This window comes from Serinicoccus sp. CNJ-927 (genome assembly GCF_001942435.1).
GTDB lineage: Bacteria > Actinomycetota > Actinomycetes > Actinomycetales > Dermatophilaceae > Ornithinicoccus > Ornithinicoccus marinus.
Map to the genome: position 1 here is coordinate 56,629 of NZ_MKKF01000006.1, position 20,434 is coordinate 77,062.

A 20,434-nucleotide genomic window follows, 5' to 3' on the forward strand; every position below is an offset into this window, starting at 1 on the left:
GGATGTCAGGCTAACGCCGTGGACCGACTGACCCGGCACGCCGACCTGCTGGCGCTCTCCGGAGGCGACCCGTGGGTGCGCTGGGCGTTGCCGGACCCGCTCCTGGGTGAGGTGTGGGTGCACGAGGACGTGGCGCTGGTGCAGCGGCTCGGCGAGCGGCCCGGCTTCTGGGTCGCGCCGCTGTCCTCGGGTATGCCTGATGCCGATGCCGACCCTCGGGAGGGCTCCCGGGTCCGGGGCGCCCTGACCCAGCTGCGCGACGGGGGTCACCTGCGGCGGCTGGCCGCACGGGCGGTGTCGGTGCCGCAGGAGCACGCGGCCGTGGCGCACGAGGTGCTGGACCTCGGCGGCGGGGGCGACTGGGAGTGGATGTGGACGCAGGAGCCACCCGAGGTCGACGTCCGCGAGCACGACGTCATACCCCTGGACGACGCGGCTGACGCGGCCGAGCTGGAGTCGTTCACGCGTGCCCACAACCCGCGGGTCTGGACCGAGATCGGCACCGGGCGCGTGCACCGGTGGGTCGGGCTGCGCGACCGCTCTGGGGCGCTGGTGGCGATCGGCGGGGCGGAGCGCGAGGCCACGGGCATACCCCACCTCGCCGGGATCGTCACCGCCACCGACCGTCGCGGCGCCGGGCTCGCGCGGGTCGTCAGCGCCGCGCTGACGCGGTGGGCGGTGGCCGAGCACGGCGTCTGCACGCTCGGCGTCTTCAGCGACAACGACGCCGCCCGGCGGCTGTATGCGCGGCTCGGCTATCGCACCGCCCGCGCCTGGCACTCACGCATGCTCGCCCGGAGCGACTGACCCAGGACGCCCAGTGGCCCACTCCGGTGACCCGAGAGGCCGCTGACGTGCCCCGGAGTGGGCCACTCGACATTTGGGCCTGGAGACCTCGCCCTGCTCAGGGGTGCCTGACGCCCACGACGCGGGTGACGATCGGGTCGACGGACTCCTCGGCGGTGATGCGCTCCTCCTCGACGAAAGGCAGCGGCTGCCAGCCGTGGTGCCATCCGGCCATCGCCTCGACCCCGAACTCCCTGGCCTGCGGCCTGGTCGCGTGCCGGCGCACCGTCTCCTCGAAGGTGAGGTCGAAGGCGAAGAACCGGGCGTTCCCGGCGAGCGTGGCCGACCGCTGGAGCATCGGCCCGTAGGTCGTGGCATCGAGAATGCCGTCGAGCACGACGTGGTGCCCGCGGTGGAGGCAATGACGGGCGGCGACCTCGGGCATCTCGTCGCGCTCCGTGCCCTCACCGGTCCGCTCGCGATAGACGACCCGCCGGACGTGGTCCTGCTGGAGGATCGCCGTCGGGGGCGGTGCGAGTAGCTCCTGGAGCCGACGCGCCACCGTGCTCTTCCCTGACCCGGAGTTGCCGCGGACCACGATGAGCATGATCGCCACCGTCACGACGACGGGTCGGCCCCTTCCCTTGACAATCGTACTTGTGTTCGATACCTTGAGGGTAGGAAACAGAGACCGCCGGAGGGGGTGGGGGACGTGGATGGCAGCCCGAGCAGCCAGGTGGAGCCGGCGAGGGTGGACGAGATCCGGGCGCTCACCGGGCGCCTCGCCATGGCACGGCCGGACTGCGGCGACGCGGAGCGACTGGAGCTCGTGCGGGCGCTGGAGGACCTCACCCGGTCCGCTGCCGCCGCGCACGCCGTGCTGAGCGACGAGTTCGACCGCTCGCAGCGAGCCCGGCAGGAGGCGGAGGGCGTCCCGGCTGCCCGCGTCGGCACCGGCGTGGCCGACGACCTGGCTCTCGCTGGCAAGGTGTCCCCCGCACACTCCTCGAACCGGCTCGCCTGCTCGCGCGCCCTCACCCGGGAGATGCCGCGGACCCTGGCCGCCCTGCGCGAGGGGGTCATCGACGCGCACCAGGCCGAGGTCGTCACGCGCGCCACCGCCTGCCTCTCCGTCGAGGACCGCTCCCTCGTCGACGAGCGCCTGGCCGGTCGACTCCGCGGGCTGTCCACCAAGCAGCTCCGCGACGCCGTGACCGCCCTGGTCTACGACCTCGACCCGCAGGCCCACGTGCGTCGCGCCGCCCGGGCCGCGGAGGACGCCTACGTCGCGATGCGTCCGGCGCCGGACGTCATGTGCGTCATCTCCGCGATGCTCCCCGCCGCGCAGGGGGTGGCCGTGCATGCCGCGCTCAAGAAGCACGCGGAGGGCCTGCGAGCCTCCGGCGATCCTCGCAGCCAGGGCAAGATCATGGCTGACACCCTCTATGCCAACGTCACCGGGCGCGACCCCGTCGCCCTGCCGGACATCGACCTCGGCCTCGTCATGACGGATGCCTCACTGATGGCGGGCGACACCGTCGCGGCCTTCCTCGACGGCTACGGGCCCGTCCCGGCGCAGAGCGCCCGGGACCTGATGACGCCTCGCCGCGCTGTCGACACCGGAGAGCTGGCCTCGACAGCGGATCCCGCCCACGGGGGACCGAGCTCTTCGGCAGAGGCGGAGCCCCAGACGCCAGCCGCCCGTGAGACCAGCTCTGCGGACCGGGCCGGCACCGGGGGCAGCGGAGGCACTGCCGAGTGCCCTGCGGGGGCGCGGTGTGTCCGCTGGGCCTGCGGCCTGTCGCACGGTCCGGCGGTGCCGCCTCGCCCAGCGACAGGATCAGCCACCGGCGCCTGGCCCGCCCCAGATCCGGACGACCTCCACGAGGCGCGCGTCTTCGTCCGGCGGCTGTACGCCGACCCGGTCACCGGCGAGGTCTTCGCCCGCGACTCACGCCGACGCTTCTTCAGCGCCGCCCAGCGCGCTCTGGTGGTCAGCCGCGACCGCTACTGCCGGACCCCGTGGTGCGGGGCTCCGATCCGGCACATCGACCACCGGGTCCGGCACCGTGACGGCGGGCGCACCAGCCCGGGCAACGCCCAAGGACTGTGCCAGCGCTGCAACCAGGGCCGAGAACGCCCCCGGCAGACCGCCGTGCCGCCCTCGCTCTACCTGCGGGCAAGCGCGGTCCTGCCCGGAGCGCGAGACGTCGGCTGCCCGCCGACCAGGGGTCCCGCTCGGACCGCTGACACCTGCGAGACGGCGCTCGCCCCTGCAGCCGACAGACCGCCGGTCGGGCTCGGTCCTCCCGTGGTGCGACAACCCGGCGCCGGCACAGGAGCCGCCTGACTCCCGCATCGACCTCCCCGGTCACTCACGTAGACCGTGCCGGGGAGGCCGATGCGGGTGAAGAGCGCGCGACCGCGACCGCCGCCAGAACCACGGAGGAGGCCGATGCCCGTTCGAATGCGCTACTGCGTGGCGTCGGCGGTCGCCGAGGCCTGCGCGTCCGACCCCGCCTCGGCCTTCGGCTCGGGACGGGCGTCCACGCCCGCCTCCTTGCGCTGCTCGGGCGTGATCGGGGCGGGGGCCGCGGTCAGCGGGTCGAAGCCGCCGCCGGACTTGGGGAAGGCGATGACGTCGCGGATCGAGTCGGTGCCGGCCAGCAGCGCCACGATCCGGTCCCAGCCGAAGGCGATGCCACCGTGCGGGGGGGCGCCGTACTTGAACGCCTCGAGCAGGAAGCCGAACTTCTCCTCCGCCTGCTCGGCCGAGAGCCCCATGATCGAGAAGACTCGCTCCTGCACGTCCCGCCGGTGGATACGGATCGACCCGCCACCGATCTCGTTGCCGTTGCACACGAGGTCGTAGGCGTAGGCCAGCGCGGACCCGGGGTCGGACTCCAGCCTGTCGAGGAACTCCGCCTTGGGCGAGGTGAAGGCGTGGTGCACCGCCGTCCAGGCGCCACCACCGACGGCCACGTCACCCGCGGCCACGGCCTCGGAGGCGGGCTCGAAGAGCGGCGCGTCGACCACCCACAGGAAGCTCCAGGCGCTCTCGTCGATGAGGTCGCACCGCTGCGCGATCTCCTGCCGCGCCGCCCCGAGCAGCGCCCGCGACGACTTCGTGCCCCCGGCGGCGAAGAAGACGCAGTCGCCCGGACGCGCGCCGACGTACGCCGCCAGCCCGTCGCGCTCGGCGTCGGAGAGGTTCTTGGCGACGGGTCCGCCCAACGAGCCGTCCTCGCCGACGGTGACGTAGGCCAGGCCCTTGGCGCCGCGCTGCTTGGCCCACTCCTGCCAGGCGTCGAACTGACGCCGCGGCTGGCTGCCGCCGCCGGGCATGACGACGGCGCGACGTAGTCGGCCTGGAACACCCGGAACGAGGTGTCCGCGAAGTAGTCGGTGCACTCGGTGAGCTCCACCTCGAAGCGCAGGTCCGGCTTGTCCGAGCCGTAGCGGCGCATGGCCTCGGCATACGTCATCCGCGGGAAGGGCGTGCTCAGCTCGACCCCGATGGTGCGCCACACGGCGGCGGCGATCGCCTCGCCGAGCTCGATGACGTCGTCCTGCTCGACGAAGCTCATCTCGACGTCGAGCTGGGTGAACTCCGGCTGGCGGTCGGCGCGGAAGTCCTCGTCGCGGTAGCACCGCGCGATCTGGTAGTAGCGCTCCATCCCGGCGACCATGAGCAGCTGCTTGAACAGCTGCGGGCTCTGCGGGAGCGCATACCAGCTGCCCGGCTGCAGCCGCGCGGGCACGAGGAAGTCGCGCGCGCCCTCGGGGGTGGACCGGGTGAGCGTCGGGGTCTCGACCTCGACGAAGTCCCGCTCGGCGAGCAGGCTGCGGGCGGCGGCGTTGACCTTCGACCTCAACCTGAGGTTCTGCCCGGCGGCCCCTGCTCCCGGACGGCGCAGGTCGAGGTAGCGGTGGCGCAGCCGCGCCTCCTCGCCCACGCTGACCCGCTCGTCGATCTGGAAGGGCAGCGGGGCGGCCTCGCTCAGCACCTCGATCTCGCTGGCGACGACGTCCACTCCCCCGGTGGCGAGCTCGGGGTTGACGTCCTTGTCGGCCCGGGCGGTGACCTCACCGGTGACCTGGACGCAGTACTCGCTGCGCAGGTCGTGGGCGGTGCCGGTCAGCACCTCGTCGCGGGCCACGACCTGGACGACGCCGCTGGCGTCGCGCAGGTCGATGAAGGCGACGCCGCCGTGGTCGCGTCGTCGGGCGACCCAGCCGGTGAGGGTCACGGTGGTGCCGACGTGCTCGGGCCGCAGGGTGCCGGCCTCGTGGGTGCGAAGCATGATCTCTCTCCTCTCGGCGCGGACCGCCGGAGCAGGAGGGGGAGACCACCGCCCGGCGATGCCGCTGTGGGCAGCCCGGGAGGTGTGGGCGGGGGCCAGGTCGCGGTGCCACCACACCTTCGCCGCACGGGGGACCCGCGTGGCGTCTCTCGTCGGTGTCGCCGGACGCGCGGCGCCGCGGATGGTCCCGCGCGACCGGCACAGGTATACCGTCCGCGCGCGGCCGGCGGGTCGTCACGCCGCCCCGGGCACGGGAGCAAGTCTACGGCCGCGCCGACCGACATCGCGACGGGATCCAGCGGCACCGCCATAGCTCGACAGGACGCCCGCACCCTGTCGTGACACAGTGACGGGATGTCGAGGGACGCCCGTGAGGTCGCGGAGGACGCCGAGTCGCGCATCACCCCTGCGGGGTCCGGTGGTCGCCGTCGCCTGCCTCTGAGGCCGTTGCTGAGCCTCGTCGTCGTCGGGCTCTGGTCCGCGATGGTCATCGCGAGCCTCGCGGGCGGCTGGCAGCTCGTCGGTCAGTCCTCGGCGGTCCGGGACGTCGCCGACGGTCGGATCACCAGCTACGCCCTCGTGGAGTCGAGGCCGGACATCTCCGGCACGGGAGGGTGGTGGACAGACCCGCGGTCCGAACTCGTCGATGCCAACGGTTCCCAGGACAGCGATGTCGAGCTGATCTACACGCTCGCCGATGGACGGCCACGCATCGCCGTCCCTGGTCACGTGGATCCCAGCCTCACGATGCGGGGCACCTGGTCGGAGCAGGAGCTGGCCTGGATCCAGCAGGAGTTCGTCGAGAGCCAGATCCCCGCAGGCACCGTGAACCTCGACCTCGGCCGGACGGAACGGGTTCACACCGTTCTCTCTCTCGTGCTGGCCGGCGGCATGCTGGCACTCGTGGTGGCGGGGCCTGTCCCCCGGCACGGGAACCGCTGGTTCTGGTTCTGGCTGATCGGCCTGCCGGGCGGGCTCGGGGTGGTGGCGTATGCCATCTGGGAACTCGGCGGGTGGCGCGACCACCGCGCCCCGCCACCGGAGCGTCGCTCGGGCGGCGGCTACGGGTTTCTTCTCCTCCTGCTCTGGGGGATGCTCGGCGTCATCGGCTGGCAGCTGCTGACCGGGCTGCTCGGCGCCACCGTCATACCCCTCTGAGCACCACGTCGGTGTGCTCGCCCGCCGCGGCCGGCTCAGCCCCGCTCGAGCCGGCGCGCGAGTGCCAGCACGGACAGCATGAGCGGCCCGTTGTGGACCTGGCCGCCGAGCACCGCGCGCACCGCGTCGGCGAGGGTGACCCAGCCGCTGGGCATACCGGCCTCCTCACCCTCGCGGGCGTGCCGCTCCCCCACCGGCACGTCCGACAGGCCGGTGGCGACGAAGGTGTGGATCGTCTCGTCGAGCCCGCCCGGTGACGGCGTGAAGGACACCAACGGCTCCCAATGGTCGGCGCGCAGGTCCGCCTCCTCGGCGAGCTCACGCCGCGCTGCCTCCTCCGGCGGCTCGCCCTCGACGTCGAGCAGCCCGGCGGGGATCTCCCAGTCCTCAATGCCGATCGGGTGGCGGTACTGGCGGATGACGAAGATCTCCGGCGCGCCCCGGTCCTCGCGCACGGCCAGGACGGCCACGGCGCCGGTGTGGTGGACGTACTCCCGCGTCGCGGGGCCGTCGTCCAGCTCGACCTCGTCGCGGTGGACGTTCCAGACGGCGCCTCTCATGGCGATCTCTGAGCGACGCACCGCACGCCGGCCCGGCCGGTCGCGCAGCTCGTCCGGGCCGAGCCGCGGCGCGTCGAGCGTCATGCGCCCGGCAGCTCGTGCTGGTGCTGCCGACCCTCGACCTCGACGAGCCGCTGGCTGCGCTGCGCCTCGAGCGCTGCGGCCACGAGCCCGGCGAAGAGCGGGTGCGCGTGGTCGGGCCGCGACTTGAACTCCGGGTGCGCCTGGGTCGCGACGTAGTAGGGGTGCGTCTCGCGGTCCAGCTCGACGAACTCGACGAGGGTGCCGTCCGGGGACAGCCCGCTGAAGACCAGGCCCGCCGCGGCGAGCTGCTCGCGATAGCCGTTGTTGACCTCATAACGGTGCCGGTGCCGCTCGGTCACCTCGACCTGCCCGTAGGCCTCGGCCACGACCGAGCCCTCGGTGAGCACCGCGGGGTAGGACCCCAGACGCATCGTGCCGCCCAGGTCACCAGCCCCCTCGACGAAGGACTTCTGCTCCTCCATCGTGGCGATCACCGGCGCCGGGCTGTCCGGGTCGAACTCGGTGGAGCTGGCGCCCTCGATCCCGGCGACGTGCCGGGCGTGCTCGATGACCATCGCCTGCAGCCCCAGGCAGATGCCCAGCGTCGGCACCTGCCGCTCCCGCGCCCACCGCAACGCCCCGATCTTGCCCTCGATGCCGCGGACCCCGAAGCCGCCCGGCACGAGGATCGCGTCGACCCCGCCGAGCGCCTTGGCAGCCCCGGCCTCGGTGCGGCACTCGTCCGAGGCCACCCACCGGATGTCCACCTTCGCGTCGTGCCGGAAGCCGCCGGCCCGCATGGCCTCGGTGACCGAGAGGTAGGCGTCGGGCAGGTCGACGTACTTGCCGACCAGCGCGATCTCCACCCGGTGCTCCGGCTCGTGCACCCGCTCCAGCAGCGCGTCCCAGGCCGACCAGTCGACGTCCCGGAAGGGCAGGCCCAGGTGACGCACGACATAGGCGTCGAGCATCTCCGAGTGCAGCACCTTGGGGATGTCGTAGATCGACGGGGCGTCGACCGCCGCCGCCACCGCGTCGGAGTCGACGTCGCACATCATCGAGATCTTGCGCTTGATGCCGGCCGGGATCTCCCGGTCGGCGCGCAGCACCAGCGCGTCCGGGGTGATGCCGACCTGGCGCAGGGCGGCGACCGAGTGCTGGGTGGGCTTGGTCTTCAGCTCGCCGCTCGGCGCGAGGTAGGGCACGAGCGAGACGTGCAGGAAGAACACGTTGCCGCGGCCGACGTCGTGCCGCACCTGGCGCGCGGCCTCGAGGAAGGGCAGCGACTCGATGTCGCCGACGGTGCCTCCGACCTCGGTGATGATGATGTCCGGGCGCTCGTCCTCGGGCCGCTCGGCGGCGGCGCGCATCCTCGCCTTGATCTCGTTGGTGATGTGCGGGATGACCTGCACCGTGTCCCCGAGGTAGTCGCCGCGGCGCTCCTTGGCGATGACGTCGTTGTAGATCTGCCCGGTGGTGACGTTGGAGCGGCCCCACAGGTCGGTGTTGAGGAAACGCTCGTAGTGGCCGATGTCGAGGTCGCACTCGGCGCCGTCCTCGGTGACGAAGACCTCGCCGTGCTGGAACGGGTTCATCGTGCCCGGGTCGACGTTGATGTAAGGGTCCAGCTTCTGCATCGTCACCCGCAGCCCCCGGCTGCGGAGCAGGAATCCCAGGCTGGAAGCCGTCAGTCCCTTCCCGAGCGAGGAGGCGACGCCTCCGGTCACAAAGATGTGCTTCGTCGTCGTCTCCGCCACGGGCTTGCAGTCTACGTGACGGCTCCGACGCCAGGCGCAGGGGTGCACCCCCGGCGTGGCGCCGCTCCGGTCGCGCCATCAGTCCGTCGACTGGGCGGTCGGGCCTGTGGCGGGTCACTCCCCCGTCGTGCTCCCCACGACCCGTCGGTATGCCTGCAGCACCGCGGTCAGCGCCTCCTGCTCCGTGGGCAGCCGGGCGGCGCGCTCCCGGGAGCGATCGGTCAGCCTGGTCCGGGCAGCCGGGTCTGCGAGCAGGCTGCCGACCGCGGCGGCGAGCCGGTCGGCGAGCTCGTCGTCGCCGTCCTCCCCCGGGACCAGCAGGCCCGCGCCGTCCAGCAGCGCTGCCGTCCCGCCGACGTCGGTGGCCACGACGGGTGCGCCGGCGGCCAGCGCCTCCTGGAGCACGAGCGGCTGACCCTCCCAGCGAGCCGCGGAGACCACGACGTCGGCGCCGGCCAGCAGCCGGGGCATGTCGTCGCGCCGGCCCAGGAAGCGCACCTCGCCCGGTCCTGCGGCCGCCTCGGCCCGCAGCGCCGTCTCCAGCGGCCCGTCGCCGACGACCACGAGCACCGGCCGAGGTGCCGGAGCCGCAGTATTGGTGACGAGCCGGTGGTGCGCCCGGATCACCGCCTCGACGCGCTTCTGCTCGGCCAGCCGCCCGGCGGTGAGGACGAGCGGGACCGCCTCGGCCAGCCCGAGCTCGGCCCGCAGCGACCCGGCCGCTGCCTGGCGGGTCCGGTCGTCGGCCACTGCCGCCGCGCCGGACGGCACGACCGCCGCGGAGACGGCCCGCGCGCCACGACGACGTGCCCGGTCCGCGAGGTCGTCGGACACGGTGAGCACGAGGTCGGCGCGGTGGCAGACGATCCGCTCCAGGACCTCGTAGACCGCGGCGGCGCCCCGCCCCGGAGGTGGTGCGTTGTGCGAGGTCACGACGAGCGGCGGGTGCGGACGCAGGTGCGGGTGCCGGTCGGGCGCCGTGTGGAGGTGCGGGTGTCGCTCGGGCGCCGAGTGGAGGTTCGGGTGCCGGTGCTGCCCCAGGCCGGCGAGGGCGAGGGCCGCCCCGGCGCGCACGCCGTGGGCATGCGCGACGTCGGCACCGCGCAGGACCCGGCGCAGCGCCCGCTGGGCGGACGGGACCTGGGCCGGCCGCGTCGTGCCGACCTCGACCTCGAGGACCCGCGCCCCCGACCCGCCCATGTCGAAGGCCTCAGCGACGGACGCCGGGCAGGCCACGACCACGTCGTGCCCCTCGGTGACGAGTCCGTCGGCGAGCTGGCGCACGTGGCGGCCGACGCCGCCGGCGACGAGCGAGGTCGCGAACAGGATGCGCACGTCACCCACCCGCCCGGGAGCCGGCGCGCCGCGCCAGGACACCGTCGCGCACGAGGGCCCAGGTCTCCCGATCGAGCAGCGCCACCGCCACGGCCACGCCCGCCATCGCCAGCACGCCTCGCACCGTTCCCCACGCCAGCGCGTCCCCCATCGTCAAGGTCTGCACCGGGAGCAGCTCGGCCAGCACCACCCCCAGGACCGCCCCCGCGAGCGCCACGGCGCTCGTGCGCGCCAGCCCGGCGAGGGCCGGTCTCCCCCAGGCGCGGCGGGTGAGCACCAGCAGCGCGGCGCCGGACACCAGCATCCCGGCCGACGACGCCAGCGCCAGCAGCAGCAGGACCTCGCCGACACCCCCAGCGGCGGCCGGCCCGGCGAGCGCGATCCCTCCGGCGGCGGCCGCCAGCCAGCCGCCGCTGGTCCCGGCGGCGGCCCACCACGGCCGGTCGACGGCATACAACGACCGCGTGAGCAGGGCCACGAGGCCGAAGCCGAGCAGGCCAGGGGCCAGGCCTGCCAGCGTGGCGGGCAGCGCCTCCAGGGCCGCACGCCCCGCCCCGTCGGCACCGCGGTCGAGCGCGAGGAAGACCGCACCCACCTCCTCGCGTGCGGCCACCAGCGCCGCGCCGCCGGCGAGCGCGCCCACCACGACGGCCCGCGCGGTGCGCCGCAGCGTGCCGCGCGCCTGCTCGCGGTCTCCCGCCAGGCGGGGGAAGGCCGCGGTGGCCAGCGGCACGACGAGCACCGCGTAGGGCAGGAGGTAGACGGTCTGGGCATACGTCCACACCGGGACGGCCCCGACCCCGACGCTGTTGCCGACCACGAGCACGACGACGGTGAAGACCTGCTGCGCCCCGACGGTGAGCAGCCCGGCGACTGCCAGCGAGCCGGCGACCCGTCCCGAGCCCGCCGGGAAGCGCAGCGTCGGTCGCCACCGGACCCCGAGCCGGGAGGCGGGCAGGAGCAGCGGCAGGCTCAGCGCCGCGACTCCGAGCGTGGTGCCCAGGGCCAGGAGCACCAGACCGTCGCGCGGCAGCTCGGTGAGCGGCATCTGGGCCTCGTAGCGGGCACCGAAGACGAGGTAGGTGGCGATGACCACCGCGCTCGACACCAGCGGGGCCTGGGCGGCCGCGAAGAAGCGTCGGTGCGCCTGCAGCACGCCGGTGAGCACGATGCCGAGGCCGTAGAGGAGGACCTGCGGCGCGAAGAGCAGGAGCATCAGCCGGCCGGCAGCCCGTGCCTCCTCGGCGGAGCACGCCGCTGCCCCACCCGGGGCGTCCAGCAGGGCACCGGCGAGCGGCCCCGCGGCCAGGGCCACCAGCAGCGCCACCGGCAGCAGGACCACGACGGTCCAGCCCAGCAGCGCCGAGGCCGTCCGGTCGGCCAGGTCCTCCTCACCGCGGTCCAGGTGCCGGGCCACCAGCGGCACGGCCACGGCGGCGAGCGCCCCGCCGGCCGCGATCTCGAAGAGGACGTTGGGGATCTGGTTGACGGTCGTGTAGACCTGGCCGACGCAGGTGCTGCCGACGCTGCTGGAGAAGGCGAACCAGCGGGCCACCCCCACCACCCGGGAGAGCAGCGTGACCACCGCGACGAGCCCGGCCGCGGCGACGAGACCCTGCCCGCCGAGCCGGGTGCTCGGGGACGGGCTCACCGACGACCCCAGGCGTCCAGCTCCCGCAGGGCCGGGGTCGCCTCGATGACCCGGGTGAAGCTCACCCGCTCGCTCAGCAGCGTCAGGCCGGCCACGCCGGCCAGGCACGCCCACCGACCACCGGGAGGCAGAGCCTGTGCCGCCGCCGCGCCGAGCGCCGCCCCGAGGGCGTTGGCCCCGGTGTCACCGAGCATGGTGCGGGCACGCAGGTCGTCGGGCAGCAGCGTCGCCGTGGCTCCGAGCACCGCGGCGGCAGGCGGTCGGCGGGCCAGCGGGACGGCGGCGAGCACTCCGACCTTGAGCGCCCGCCCCGGACGCAGGTCGAAGAGGTTGGCGAGGTTCGCGGCACCGGCGACGAGCCCCGCGGTCGCGACGCCCGCACCCACGCTCCGGCGCGAGGTATGCCGGTCGGTCGCCGCCGCGGCCACCGTCCCGGCGGCACCGAGCACCGCGATCTTCAGGACCCCCGTGGTCACCTCGCCCCGCCGCAGGGCCCCGAGGTGGCCGCGCAGGCCCTTGACGTCCGTCCGCCCGTCCAGGTCGTCCAGGGCCCCGGCGCCCGCGGCGAGTAGGACGGCGGCTGTCACGGGCGGATCGAGGACCACCAGGGGAGCCGCGACCCCGACCGACAGTGCCACCCCCTCGATCAGGGTGACCTCGTCCCCGCGGTGGTTGCGCCGCAGCCATCGGCGGCCGCCGCCGGGGAGCAGACCCCGCTCGTCGGCGCGCACCACGGCGGCGCTGAGCGCGGCGGCTGTCAGGCCGGCGAGAGCGCCCAAGAGCATCGTCCGAGCAGGAGGGGTCACGGGGCGGTCGTGACGGCGGGGTCCTCCGGCGCCGGCACGGGTTCGGTGGCAGGGGGCTCCTGCCCCGCGCCGGGGGCGGACGTGAGCCGGAGCGGCGGCGGTGCGGGGACCGGCGCCTGGGCACCCTCCCCCAGCCCGTAGTGCCCGGACTCCCCCTGCAGCTCCCAGGCGAGGGCGAGCACGGCCGCGGCCCGCCCGCTGGCTCCCTCGAGGTCGTCGACGGTGGACACCTCGTCGCGCAGCGACCCGTCCTCGCGGATCGCGGTGACCAGGCCGTCCTGGCCACCGCCCTGCGCCAGCGCGCCCGACTCGGTCCCGGCCGCGGCGACGGCGAGCGGCAGCTCGAGCGAGGCCAGACCGGACACGAGCTCCTCGCGCAGCTCCAACCGGGGCTCGGCCCCGTCGTCGTCGGGGTCCAGCTCCTGGGCGCTCAGACCGCCGCCCAGCACGAGGACCACCTCCGGGGGACGGCGGTCGGTCACCGGCGCCTGGTCGTCCTGCCAGGTGAGCTCCAGCCAGCCCTCGTCTTCCAGGCGTTCCCCCGCAGCCAGCCAGGCCCCCACCTCGCCCTGCGCGTCGGCACCCGCCAGGGTCGCGGCCAGCACCGTCCCCGGGCCGGCGGCATCCCCGTCGTCGGTCTCCGGCAACGCCAGCCGTGACCCGAGCTCCCCGAGCACCTCGGGGTCGGTGTCGCCGCTCTCGAAGGACGGGTCCACCTCGGCCTGCAGCGCCAGGGTGCCGCCCGCGTTGGTCACCCGGTCCTCGAGCAGGGCGACGTGGTTGCGGTCCACCCCGGGCAGGAGCACCATCGCCACCCGGGTGCCGTTGAGGGTGCCGGCGACACCGCGCGGGCTCAGCAGGTCGACCGCCTCGTCCTTGGCCTCGGCCTGCTGAGACCGCACGTCGAGCTCGCTGCGCAGCTCGGTGCGCTCGGTGCGCAGCTCGGCCACCTCGTCGTCGAGCCGCTCCGAGATCCCCTCGCGCAACGGTCCGGCCCCGAGGACGATCCCGATCGCCAGCGCGATGAAGACGGCGACCAGCGACACCAGGTGGTAACGGAAGTCGACCACGTTCAGAACAACCCCTCGATCCAGGCCCAGACGTCGTCCCATCGTACGGCCAGCACGCCGAGCAGGGCCCGGCCTCCGGGAGTGACCGCGAGGGCCACGAGCAGGGCGAGCAGGCCGGCCAGGACCAGCCAGACCAGGGAGACGGTCGGGACGCGGGAGCGGTAGAGCAGGCTCACCCCCTTGGCGTCGACCAGCTTGCTCCCGACCCGCAGCCGGGTGAGGAAGGTGCTGGCCATCCCCTGCCTGCCCTTGTCCAGGAACTCGACGAGGGTGGCGTGGGTGCCCACGGCGACGATGAGCTCGGCGCCGAGCTCGTCGGCGATGAGCATCGCGATGTCCTCGCTGGTGCCCGGCGAAGGCAGCACCACCGCATCGGTCACCCCGAGGGCCTCCACCCGCTCCAGGCCGGGGGCCCGCCCGTCGCGGTAGGCGTGCACGACGAGCTCGGCCCCGCTCGTGAGCGCGGCGTCGGAGACCGAGTCCATGTCGCCGACGACGAGGTCCGGGCGGTGCCCCATCTCCAGCAGCGCGTCCGCGCCCCCGTCGACCCCGATGAGCACGGGGCGGGCCTCGCGCAGGAAGGGGCGCAACGTCTGGAGGTCCTCCTTGTAGTGGTAGCCGCGCACGACCACCAGGGCATACCGTCCGCTGAAGTCGGTGCGCAGCGGTGGGACGCCGATGCCGTCGAGCAGCAGCTCGCGCTCGGCGCGGACGTACTCCATCGTGTTGTGCGAGAAGGCCTCGATCTGCTCGGACAGGTTGCCCCGCGCCCGCTCCCGGCGCTGCGCGACCTGCTCCCCGGTCAGACGGGTGGCCTCTGCCACGACGACGCCGTCGACCCGGACCTGGTTCCCGACGACGGTGGCGTGCGAGCCCTCGGCGAGAGCCATGACGTCGGGCCCGGCAGCGTCGAGCAGCGGTATGCCGGCGTCCAGCAGGATCTGCGGGCCCATGTTGGGGTAGGCGCCGGTCGTGGACTCCGCGGCGTTGACCACGGCCGCGGGGCGGCAGGCGACGAGCGCGTTGGCGCTCACCTGGTCCAGGTCGGCGTGGTCGATGACGGCGACGTCCCCGGCCTGGAGGCGGGCGGTCAAGCGCTTGGTCCGTGCGTCCACCCGCAGGGTCCCGGACCGCGGCGTGGCCGGGTCGGGGTCCCGGGAGCGGCGGGGGCTCACCGCGCGTCCACGGCGCCGCGCTGTTCGAGCAGCTCGCGGGCGTGCTCCAGTGCGGCTCCGGAGTCCGCGACCCCGCCCAGCATGCGGGCCAGCTCGGCCTCCCGCTCGGCACCGTCCACGACCACGACACCGCTGCGCGTGACCTGCCCGTCGGTGCTCTTGCGCACGACGAGGTGCTGGTCGGCATGGGCGGCCACTTGGCCCAGGTGCGTGACCACCACCACCTGGGCCTGCCGGGCCAGCCGGGCGAGCCGGGCCCCGAGGTCGAGGGCGGCGGCACCACCCACCCCGGCGTCCACCTCGTCGAAGACGAAGGTGGGGGCCGCCCCGGCCCCGCACACCAGCTCCAGGGCCAGCATGACCCGGGACAGCTCACCGCCGGAGGCTGCGCGGGTCACCGAGCGGGGCGGGGCGCCCGGGTTGGCCGCGAGGCGGATCTCGACGGCGTCGAGGCCGTGCCGCCAGGCCCGGACCCGGCGCCCGTCGGGGAGCTTGACGTCGGCAGCCCCGGCCTCGGTCGTGGCCTCGTCCTGACCGTCGCCCCCGACGTCATGGTGAGCGACGTCGACGAGCACCGTCGCCGACCCCATGGCCAGGTGCGACAGCTCCTCGGTGACCGCGGTCCCGACGCGCGCGCCCGTCTCGCGACGCAGCGCGCCGAGCTCGAGGCCGGTCCGCGCGACCTCGGTGCGCAGCTGCTCCCGGCGGGTGCGCAGGTCGGCGAGGTCGTCGTCGGAGACGTCGATGGCCGCCAGCTCCAGGGCCGCCTCGCGTGCGAAGTCGAGCACCTCCTGCGTCGAGGAGCCGTAGCGGCGCAGTAGACCGGTCAGCTCGGCGCGCCGGGCGTGCACGGCGTCGAGCCGGCCGGGATCCACCTCCACCCCGGAGCCGTAGGCGGCCAGGTCCGGGGCCAGGTCGGTGGCGAGGTAGGCCACCTCGCGGACCCGGACCAGGAGGTCGGCGAGCTGCTCGTCGTGCTCGGCCGCCGGGGCGAGGGCGTCGGTGGCAGCGGCCAGCAGCGAGGAGACCGAGGGCACGTCGGCCGCGCCGCTGGCGGGGTCGGCGCCGACGAGCGCCTCGTGCGCCTCCTGGGCGGCGCGGCGCAGGTCCTCGGCATGGGTCAGCCGGTCGGCCTCGCCGCGCAGCGACTCGTCCTCGCCGGGCTGCGGGTCGACCTGCTCGATCTCCTCCAGCGCGCGGCGCAGCGCGCCCACCCGCAGCGAGCGCTCGGTCGAGGTGCGGCTGAGCTCCTGCAGCCGGCGGTGGCTCTCCTGCCACTCCTCCCACGCCTGGGCATACCGCTGACCGGCGGCGGCGAGCGTCGGACCTCCGGCGGCATCCAGGAGCAGCCGGTGCTGGTCGGCGTCGCGCAGCCGCCACTGGTCGGCCTGGCCGTGCACCGCCACCAGGTGCTCACCGACCTCGGTGAGCACCGAGACCGGGGCGCTGCGACCACCGACACTGGCCCGCGACCGCCCCTCGGCCGCGACCGACCGCACCAGGATGAGCCCGTCGGTGGCGTCCCCGCCGGCCTCGACGACCCGCCGGGCCGCCGGGTGGTCCTCGGCCACGTCGACCTCGCCCTCCACGACCGCCCGCGCCGCACCGGCACGGACCATGCCGGCGTCGGCCCGGTCCCCCAGCAGCAGCCCGAGACCGCTCACGACCATCGTCTTGCCGGCGCCGGTCTCACCCGTGATGACGTTGAGACCGGGCGCGAGCTCGAGCTCGGCCTCCTCGATGACCCCCAGCTGCTGGATACGGATGCGACGCACCGTCACGAGCGGCCCCCGTGCTGGCCGCCTGCCGGCCCACGCCACCCGGAGACGGGCAGCGCGAACTTCGCGACCAGCCGGTCGGTGAACGGCTCCGTCCCGAGCCGCGCGAGACGCACCGGGGTCGCCGAGCGCCGCACCTCGATGCGGGCACCGGGGGGCAGCTCGACGGTTCGCCTGCCGTCGCACCACATCACGCCCGTCACGTGGCTGTGCGGCACGACCTCGACCGCCAGGTGCGCCTCCGGGCTGAGCACGACGGGGCGGGCGAACAGGGCGTGCGCGGAGATCGGCACGACCAGCAACGCCTCGACGTCCGGCCACACCACCGGCCCGCCGCCGGAGAAGGCATACGCCGTGGAGCCCGTCGGCGTCGCCATGACGACGCCGTCGCAGCCCCAGGTCGACAGCGGCCGGCCGTCCACCTCCACGGCGAGCTCGAGCATCCGCTCGCGGGACGACTTCTCCACGCTGGCCTCGTTGAGCGCCCAGTTGTGGCAGACGACACGGCCGTCGTGGAGGACGTCGACCTCGAGGGTCATCCGCTCCTCGACGTGGTAGTCGCGCGCCGCGATCCGCTCGATGATCGCGTCGATGTCGTCCTTCTCCGCCTCGGCGAGGAAGCCCACGCGCCCCAGGTTGACCCCGAGCAGCGGCGTGCCCGCCGGTCGGGCGATCTCTGCCCCTCGCAGGATCGTGCCGTCACCGCCGAAGACCACGACGAGCTCGCACCCGGTGGCATCCACGTGCGGCGGCACCGGGCTCTTGAGCGCGACGACCTCGGTGTCGGTGACGACCTGGTGGGTGGGATCGGCCTCGGGGACGGTCTCCACCTCGATGCCGTGCTCCCCGAGCCGCTGCGCGAAGACGCCCGCGAGCTCGGGCATGTCCGAGCGGGTGGGGTGGGTGACCAGCATGATGCGCCGACTCATCCGTCCTCCTGTGCTCGGGTGCGTGCCAGGGCAGCCATCTGCGCGGGCCCGGGTCCGCACCCCATCATGCCTGGTGGAGAGGGGCAGGGCGCGGGGTGGGCGCACCGCCGGAGCCGCCACAGGAACTCCACGTTGCCCGAACCCCCGCGCAGCGGTGAGCGCAGCAGGTCCTGCGGTGCGAGGCCGTGCTGCCGGGCGTCGGCGTCGAGGCGGAGCAGGACCTGCTCGCGCTGCTGCCACGAGCGGACCACACCGCCCCGCCCGAGCGCCTCGGCGCCGACCTCGAACTGCGGCTTCACCAGCAGCACCAGATCCCCCTCCGGTGCCGCGACGTCGGCGAGGACGGGCAGGACCACGGTCAGCGAGATGAAGGACAGGTCGCCGACGACGAGGTCGAAGGGACCACCCAGGCGCGGCCGGTCGACGTCGCGCACGGAGACCCCGGACCGGTCCTCGACCCGCGGGTCGGCCGCGAGGGCGGAGGCCAGCTGGTCGTGCCCCACGTCGAGGGCAACCACCCTGCCGGCGCCGTGCTCGAGGAGGACCTGCGTGAAGCCACCGGTGGAGGCGCCGACGTCCAGGCACCGGCGACCTCCCACCACCAGGTCGGGCCATGAGTCGAGCGCGTGCGCCAGCTTGACCGCGCCGCGTCCGACCCACCCACGCCGGACCCACTCGGCCTCGGTCCCGGTGCCGTCGCCCGCGACCACGATCGCGCTGCCCTCCTGGACCGGGTGGGCCGCCCGCCGGACGAGCTGACCGTCCACCCGGACGAGCCCGTCACGTACGAGCAGCTGCGCCTGGGTGCGGCTCGGCGCCAGGCCACGTGAGACCAGCGCGCGGTCCAGGCGCACGCCCATCGACCGGGGCGTCAACCGGCGTCGGTCCCCGGCGGGGCGGCTGGAGCGGGATCGGTGAGGCGGGCCTGGAGCTCACGGTGGGCCCGTGCGAGGGCCTGCGTCGCGACCTCGTCGTCGGTGCCGTCGAGCGCCTCCTCGAGGCGCCGTAGGGCGGCGTCGACCTCGGCGTCGCCGGTGTCCGGTCGACCCTGCTGGTCCGGGTGCTCGCTCACGAGGTCCTCCAGAGGTCGGTGAGATCCATCATCGTCGCTGCCACACGGTCCGGCCGACAGGCCGGCGGCGCCGCCTCGGCGTCGTCCCGGGTGGAGACCCCGGTGAGCACGAGCGCGCTCTGCAGCCCGGCCGCGACCGCGCCGCCGATGTCGGTCTCCAGCCGGTCGCCCACCATCAACGTCGCAGCGGGCGAGGTCCCGAGACGGGACAGCGCCGTGCGGTATGCCGGGGCATGCGGCTTGCCGACCACCAGCGGCGCCGCCCCCGTCGCGTGCGCCACCGCGGCGATCAGCGACCCGTTGCCCGGAGCCTCGCCGCGCTCGGTGGGGAGCGTCGCGTCGTCGTTGGTGGCGATCCACTCGGCACCGGCGCGGATCGCGTAGGCGGCCTCGGCCAGGTCGATCACGCCGACCTGTGGTCCGTAGCCCTGCACCACGGCCCCGATCTCCGGTGCGCGGCCGGATCCCGCGACGTGCGCCACGTCCTGCGGGGCGAGGGTCTCGAAGCCGACGGCACCCAGGGCGTCGGCGACACCCGGGCCGCCCACGGCCAGGACGCAGCCGCCCTCCAGCAGCTCGGGACGGCGCTCCCGGAGCACCTCGGCGGCGACCTGCGAGGCGGTCATCACGTCCTCGTCCTCGGCGGTGACCCCCAGGTCCCGCAGCTGCGCAGCGACCTGCTGGGGGGTCCGCGAGGCGTTGTTGGTCATGTAGAGGACGCGCGCGCCCGCGGCGCGGGCGTCGGCCAGCGCCTCGACCGCACCCTCGCACGGCTCGTGCGCCCGGTAGACGACCCCGTCGAGGTCGCAGAGCATCCCCTCGATCATGAGCCGGTCGTCCCGCGCGTCGTCGTCGGGCGATCGTCCGCAGCCTGCTCGGACGCACCTGGCTCTGCGGCGGCCGGTGCCGACCCACCCGCACGGGCAGCGTCGGCGGACTCGCCACCGTCACGCCGGCCGGCTGCGTCGACGGCCTCCTCGCCGCCATCGTCGACCTCGTCGTCGCCGAGGTCGACGACCCAGCTCTCCTCCCCCCGCCCGAGCAGCTCGGCGGCGTCGGTCTCACCCAGCGCGTCCACCTCGGCGGCACGGGCATACCACTCCAGCGCCTGCTCCTCACGCCCGTCGGCCTCCAGGGCTGCCGCGTAGGCATAGCGCAACCGCGCCGCCCAGGGCTGCTTCGGGGTGCTTCGCTTCGCGGGCTCCTCCAGCAGCAGCACCGCGGCGGCGTGCTGCCCGAGATCGGCCCGGGCGCCGGCCACGACGATCACCAGCTCCACCTGCTCAGCAGGCCCCAGCTGCGCCGCCTCCGGCGAGGCCGCCAGCTCCAGCGCCCGCTCTGGGCGACCCAGCCCACGCTCGACATCGGCGAGCAGCGGCAGCAGGTGCTGCGACCCGCTCAACCGGCGCGCCGTCCGGAGCTCGGCCAGCGCCTTGGACCACTCACCACGGCGGTAGTGGACCACACCGAGCGCCTCGCGCACGCCCGCGATGCGCCCCGCCCGACGGGCCGCGGCCTCGGCGTGCGCCAGCGCCCGGTCGAGATCTTCGGCGTCGAGCATCCGGCCCACCATGACCAGGTGGCCACCCACGCCCTCGGCGTTCTCCTTGCTCAGCGTCCGCAGCTCCGACAGCAGGCTGCGGTCCAGCCCTCCGGCGTCGGCGTCCTCGGGCAGCGGCGGCTCGGGGACCCGCGGCGGACGGCGGTTGTCGCGTTCGTCCCGTCCGACGTCGTCACGGGAGCCACCCCGGCCACGGACGGGAGCCCCCCAGCCGCGGTCCCTCTCCGAGCCGCCTCGACCCGCACGCCGGCGATCGTCGTTCACGTCCAGTCCTCTCGGTCAGCTGGTGTCCGGACCAGTGTCGCAGGTCTCCGGCGACGTCCGAACATGCGAAAGGGCCCACCTTGGGGGGTGGGCCCTTTCGTTGAATGGTGGTCCGGCGGTGTCCTACTCTCCCACACCGTTCCCAGTGCAGTACCATCGGCGCTGTCAGGCTTAGCTTCCGGGTTCGGAATGTGACCGGGCGTT

General features: G+C 74.6%; 17 protein-coding genes, 1 rRNA gene and 1 pseudogene. 3 read left to right on the top strand and 16 right to left on the bottom strand.

The window, feature by feature from the left end; translation table 11 throughout:
- Positions 1 to 18 precede the first annotated feature (18 nt).
- Positions 19 to 807: a GNAT family N-acetyltransferase gene (locus BJF86_RS02640; RefSeq protein ID WP_075816849.1), complete on the top strand. Its 789-nt coding sequence runs from the start codon at positions 19 to 21 to the stop codon at positions 805 to 807.
- Positions 808 to 904: 97 nt separating this feature from the next.
- Here the strand turns inward: BJF86_RS02640 and BJF86_RS02645 are convergent, their stop codons facing one another.
- Positions 905 to 1,408: an AAA family ATPase gene (locus tag BJF86_RS02645; RefSeq protein WP_083652662.1), complete on the bottom strand. Its 504-nt coding sequence runs from the start codon at positions 1,406 to 1,408 to the stop codon at positions 905 to 907.
- Positions 1,409 to 1,498: 90 nt separating this feature from the next.
- Here BJF86_RS02645 and BJF86_RS02650 point away from each other — a divergent pair, with 90 nt between their 5' ends.
- Positions 1,499 to 3,136 carry an HNH endonuclease gene (locus tag BJF86_RS02650; protein ID WP_143553649.1) on the top strand — a complete coding sequence of 546 codons (1,638 nt, stop codon included), beginning with the start codon at positions 1,499 to 1,501 and terminating at the stop codon, positions 3,134 to 3,136.
- A 122-nt stretch (positions 3,137 to 3,258) separates the two neighbouring features.
- On the opposite strand, the pseudogene aspS reads toward BJF86_RS02650, so the two are convergent.
- A pseudogene (gene aspS / locus BJF86_RS02655) lies at positions 3,259 to 5,090 on the bottom strand (aspartate--tRNA ligase).
- A 354-nt stretch (positions 5,091 to 5,444) separates the two neighbouring features.
- On the opposite strand from aspS, the gene BJF86_RS02660 reads away from it, so the two are divergent.
- Entirely contained in the window at positions 5,445 to 6,248 is an 804-nt protein-coding gene (locus BJF86_RS02660; RefSeq protein ID WP_075816851.1) for a hypothetical protein, read from the top strand.
- Positions 6,249 to 6,283: 35 nt separating this feature from the next.
- Here the strand turns inward: BJF86_RS02660 and BJF86_RS02665 are convergent, their stop codons facing one another.
- The 14 genes from BJF86_RS02665 to rrf form a co-directional block, all read right to left on the bottom strand.
- On the bottom strand, positions 6,284 to 6,892 hold the full coding sequence (locus BJF86_RS02665) for an NUDIX domain-containing protein (RefSeq protein WP_075816852.1): 609 nt from the start codon (positions 6,890 to 6,892) through the stop codon (positions 6,284 to 6,286).
- Positions 6,889 to 8,589: a CTP synthase gene (locus BJF86_RS02670; protein WP_075816853.1), complete on the bottom strand. Its 1,701-nt coding sequence runs from the start codon at positions 8,587 to 8,589 to the stop codon at positions 6,889 to 6,891. The genes BJF86_RS02665 and BJF86_RS02670 overlap by 4 nt, the downstream gene beginning before the upstream one ends.
- 114 nt (positions 8,590 to 8,703) lie before the next feature.
- Positions 8,704 to 9,924, bottom strand: a complete 1,221-nt coding sequence (locus BJF86_RS02675) for a glycosyltransferase family 4 protein (RefSeq protein ID WP_075816866.1) — start codon at positions 9,922 to 9,924, stop codon at positions 8,704 to 8,706.
- A 1-nt stretch (position 9,925) separates the two neighbouring features.
- Positions 9,926 to 11,575, bottom strand: a complete 1,650-nt coding sequence (locus BJF86_RS02680; RefSeq protein WP_075816854.1) for a lipid II flippase MurJ — start codon at positions 11,573 to 11,575, stop codon at positions 9,926 to 9,928.
- A complete protein-coding gene (locus tag BJF86_RS02685; RefSeq protein WP_075816855.1) occupies positions 11,572 to 12,360 on the bottom strand; it encodes a hypothetical protein in 789 nt (262 codons plus the stop codon). The genes BJF86_RS02680 and BJF86_RS02685 overlap by 4 nt, the downstream gene beginning before the upstream one ends.
- 17 nt (positions 12,361 to 12,377) lie before the next feature.
- Positions 12,378 to 13,451: a copper transporter gene (locus BJF86_RS02690; protein ID WP_075816856.1), complete on the bottom strand. Its 1,074-nt coding sequence runs from the start codon at positions 13,449 to 13,451 to the stop codon at positions 12,378 to 12,380.
- Positions 13,452 to 13,453: 2 nt separating this feature from the next.
- Positions 13,454 to 14,626 carry a putative cytokinetic ring protein SteA gene (gene steA, locus BJF86_RS02695; protein WP_075816857.1) on the bottom strand — a complete coding sequence of 391 codons (1,173 nt, stop codon included), beginning with the start codon at positions 14,624 to 14,626 and terminating at the stop codon, positions 13,454 to 13,456.
- Positions 14,623 to 16,401 (bottom strand): DNA repair protein RecN, encoded by a 1,779-nt coding sequence (gene recN, locus BJF86_RS02700; RefSeq protein WP_321166137.1) that lies wholly within the window; start codon positions 16,399 to 16,401, stop codon positions 14,623 to 14,625. Before recN ends, steA begins: the two co-directional genes overlap by 4 nt.
- A 2-nt stretch (positions 16,402 to 16,403) precedes the next feature.
- On the bottom strand, positions 16,404 to 17,333 hold the full coding sequence (locus BJF86_RS02705) for an NAD kinase (RefSeq protein ID WP_022924133.1): 930 nt from the start codon (positions 17,331 to 17,333) through the stop codon (positions 16,404 to 16,406).
- On the bottom strand, positions 17,330 to 18,193 hold the full coding sequence (locus BJF86_RS02710) for a TlyA family RNA methyltransferase (RefSeq protein WP_075816858.1): 864 nt from the start codon (positions 18,191 to 18,193) through the stop codon (positions 17,330 to 17,332). Before BJF86_RS02710 ends, BJF86_RS02705 begins: the two co-directional genes overlap by 4 nt.
- 11 nt (positions 18,194 to 18,204) lie before the next feature.
- Entirely contained in the window at positions 18,205 to 18,405 is a 201-nt protein-coding gene (locus BJF86_RS02715; protein ID WP_075816859.1) for a hypothetical protein, read from the bottom strand.
- On the bottom strand, positions 18,402 to 19,232 hold the full coding sequence (locus BJF86_RS02720; protein WP_075816860.1) for an HAD-IIA family hydrolase: 831 nt from the start codon (positions 19,230 to 19,232) through the stop codon (positions 18,402 to 18,404). Before BJF86_RS02720 ends, BJF86_RS02715 begins: the two co-directional genes overlap by 4 nt.
- Complete coding sequence (locus BJF86_RS02725; RefSeq protein ID WP_187345584.1) at positions 19,229 to 20,230, bottom strand: tetratricopeptide repeat protein; 1,002 nt, start codon at positions 20,228 to 20,230, stop codon at positions 19,229 to 19,231. The genes BJF86_RS02720 and BJF86_RS02725 overlap by 4 nt, the downstream gene beginning before the upstream one ends.
- A gap of 110 nt (positions 20,231 to 20,340) precedes the next feature.
- Positions 20,341 to 20,434 (bottom strand): 5S ribosomal RNA (gene rrf, locus BJF86_RS02730); the annotation flags it as partial.